Origin of the sequence: uncultured Eubacterium sp., from assembly GCF_945980375.1 — a bacterium.
Taxonomy (GTDB): domain Bacteria; phylum Bacillota; class Clostridia; order Oscillospirales; family Acutalibacteraceae; genus Eubacterium_R.
This window is the reverse complement of the sequence record NZ_CAMFQO010000049.1, coordinates 1-3579: the sequence shown is the minus strand read 5'-3', so window position 1 is coordinate 3579 and position 3579 is coordinate 1. Positions and strand designations below refer to the sequence as shown.

Here is a 3579-nt window from a genome sequence, read left to right as displayed (position 1 = left end):
TTATCTTCATTTGGTCTAATGTTCCCATACCACAATTCTTGTAGTATTGACATAAAATCAACTCCCTTGTAGTACAAACATATACCACAAAGGAGTTTGAATATCCAGACCAAAAATTAATTTTGTTTTCAAGTGGTTGACAGAAAATCAATCTAAATTGAGAAAGTCCTTTCTGTATTCAACACCGAAGGCTTCGGCAAGGGTTTTCATATCCTCGTCCTTGATTGTGTTTACTCTGGGCAGATGTGCGGTGAGCATATAAATTTGTGCTGCCTTTTCGACTGTTTCGATAAGACCAAAGGTTTCGTCCATAGTTTTGCCTGCACCGTAAATGCCGTGCATTCCCCATACAACAAGCCTATACTCTTCCATTTTCTTTGCAGTTGCCTTGCCGATTTCATTTGTTCCGCAAAGCATCCAAGGAAGAACGCCGATACCATCTGGAAATACAACAATACATTCGGTGCACATTTCCCAAAGAGTATGCGTAAATTTCTTTTCATCAAGTTCGTGAACATAGTTCATTGCAAGTGTATTTGTTGGATGTGAGTGCATAACAACTCTGTTTTCGGGATCAACCGAAAGTCTTGCCATATGGCTCATAAGATGAGCAGGCAGCTCACTTGTAAACTTGCCACCGTCTGCGTATCCCCAAAGAAGTTCGGCAGTTGTACCGTCCTTCGCAATGCGAATAATACCGAGATTGTTTTCAGGATCATACTTTACATTCTTAAAATATTTTCCTGTGCCTGTTACAATAAAAATCTTGCCGATAAGATCTGCTGCATCAAAGCCTGTTGGTATTGTACGGATAACATTGTTAAGGTCGAGATACTCTGCAACCTCATTTTTATCAAGCATATAGCTAATGTTTCCGCCGTTTCTCTCGTCCCAACCCAAGCGGTACATATTGGCTGTTGTATCGCACATTTCCTTTACAAACGGTGCATCTAAAATATTTTTCATCTCTTACTTAAAACCTCCTGCTCATATCTTTTAACCTCTGCAAAATACTCGACAGGGGTGTTTTCTCTTTCTAAATATTCATTCCAGATATCACCGAACGGTGCAGTTTTGAGTTCTTCCTGCACGATCATAAGCTGTGTGAAATCGGAATTATTCTGCATATTCTCAAGTGAATTGCTTGGCTCTAAAAGTGCAAATAATAACGCCTTTTGAACATTTCTTACACCTGTTACCCAAGCTGATATTCGATTAATGCTTGCATCAAAATAATCAAGTGCAATATTCACTTTACCGTCAAGACCACCGCAGCGTACAATCTCTTTTGCAATTTCCTTTGTTTCGTCATCAAATAAAACAACATGGTCACTGTCCCAGCGTATAGGTCTTGTAATATGTAATGCGATTTCAGGGAAAAATGTAAGGAGTGCAGATATTTTATCACTTACTACTTCTGTCGGATGATAATGTCCATTATCCATAAGCGGAATACATTTATCTTTATTCACGGCTGCATAGCCGAGTGCAAATTCAGCAGAGCCGACTGTATAAGCCTCAACACCTATACCAAACACCTTGCTTTCAACACAAGGCTTAACCATATTAAAATCGTATGGCTCTGAAAGAATTTCATCAATAGAGTTACGATAACGCTCTCTCGGACCTATTCTGTCGGCAGGAATATCCTTAAATCCATCACCTGTCCATATATTCATTACACAGGGCTCGCCGAGCTCCTTAGCAAGATAATTTGAAATTCTGATACAAGCCTTACCGTGTTCAATCCAGAATTTTCTTGTTTCTTCATTTGGTGAAGAAAGGGTTAACGGATCACATTTTGGGTGTGAAAAGAATGTTGGGTTAAAGTCACAACCAAGTCCTCTTTCCTTGCAGAAATCCACCCATTTTTTAAAATGCTTAGGCTCAATTTTATCTCGGTCAACCCAAGGATTTTCGTCATCAAAAATTGCATAGCTTGCGTGAAGATTTAACTTAATCTTACCGGGAATAAGTTTAAGAACTTCATCAATATCCTCCATAAGCTCTTCGGGTGTAGATGCTCTGCCTGGATAATTACCTGTTGTCTGAATACCGCCTGTTAACGGTTTATTCGGGTCTGTATCAAAGCCTCTTACATCATCACCCTGCCAGCAGTGAAGTGATACAGAAATATTTTTTAATTTTTCGATAGCCTTATCTGTATCAACACCGTACTTCGCGTAAATCTGTTTTGCCTCATCGTATCGTGACATCAATTAATCTCCTTAATATCAAATGAATTTTTAACTATATCTCTTGCCTGTGCAAGGGATATTTTCTTATCATACATAATCTGTGAAAGTAGATTGCCTGTTGCAGTTGCTTCGCTGAGTCCTGTTACTACTTTTTTACCTGTGTACTGTGCAGTCAGTTCATTAAGATATGTATCTTTACTTCCGCCGCCGACAATGAATATATTATCTATCGTCTTGCCGGCTAACTTTTCAATTTCATCAATGGCATTTTTGTATGATTGTGCAAGTGAATGATAAACGGAATTGATAACAACCTCTATTGGCATACTTTCATTTTTCAGATAACTGCGAATAGCATTTATCATATTTTCAGGTGCAAGGAAATCAGGTGCGTTGGTATCAATCATTTCAAACCGCTTACTTTGCATTGCAAGGCGCATCATATCATCATAACTAAATTCGTTATTAAGATTTTTCTTAACATTCTGAAAAAGCCACATTCCCATATAATTCTTAAGAAATCTAAAACGATAATCAATACCGCCTTCGTTAGCAAAATTCGCCGCCATTGATTTTTCATTTACAATGGGATTCAAGCTTTCAACACCGATAAGCGACCATGTGCCTGAAGAAATATATACGCTGTTATCATCTATCGGACAAGCACAGACGGCACTTGCCGTATCGTGGCTCGGTGCAAAAATAACAGTGCTGTCAAAGCCTGCATAGTCCTGCATTTCCTTTGTGAAATTACCGATTACGGTACAAGGAGTATCAAGCGTACCAAATAAATGCTTTGGCAGGGATAGCTTATCAATAATCTCATAATCCCATTGCTTTGTATCTGCATTTACCATACCTGTTGTTGTAGCATTAGTGTATTCATTTTTGATAATGCCTGTCAACTTATAGGATAAGTAAGCAGGTATCATAAGAAAATGCTTGGCGTCCTCAAGCCTGCCGGACAGTTTATCTGCATAAAGCTGATAGATTGTATTAAAATTCTGCTTTTGAATCCCTGTTTTCAGATACAATTCTTCTGCAGATATGATACTTTCAACTTTGTTAATAACTCTATTTGTTCTGCTGTCACGATAAGATACGGCAGGCAGAATTTCCTGCTTGCTTTCATCAAGCAAAACATAGTCAACGCCCCAAGTATCAATAGCAACTGTACAAGGTATTTTGCCAATTTCTTTGCATTTTGCAATACCTTTTTTTACCTCGCTGACAAGATGCTCTATATCCCACACAAGTGTGCCGTTTTGATTTGTTATGTAGTTTTCAAATCGGTGTATTTCCTCAAGTTTTAATCTGCCGTTGTCTATATATCCGAGAATATGCCGTCCGCTTGAGGCTCCTATGTCTATTGCTAAATAAT

3 protein-coding genes are annotated in these 3579 nt (G+C 38.4%); all 3 read right to left on the bottom strand.

The genetic code is table 11. From position 1 onward, the window contains the following. Window positions 1–147: 147 nt before the first annotated feature. On the bottom strand, window positions 148–966 hold the full coding sequence (gene rhaD / locus Q0P34_RS08310) for a rhamnulose-1-phosphate aldolase (RefSeq protein ID WP_294955344.1): 819 nt from the start codon (window positions 964–966) through the stop codon (window positions 148–150). Beyond that, window positions 963–2216 (bottom strand): L-rhamnose isomerase, encoded by a 1254-nt coding sequence (locus Q0P34_RS08305; RefSeq protein WP_293966709.1) that lies wholly within the window; start codon window positions 2214–2216, stop codon window positions 963–965. Before Q0P34_RS08305 ends, rhaD begins: the two co-directional genes overlap by 4 nt. After that, on the bottom strand, window positions 2216–3579 hold a 1364-nt coding region (locus tag Q0P34_RS08300), incomplete at its 5' end, for a rhamnulokinase family protein (protein ID WP_294955341.1). The genes Q0P34_RS08300 and Q0P34_RS08305, both read right to left, overlap by 1 nt.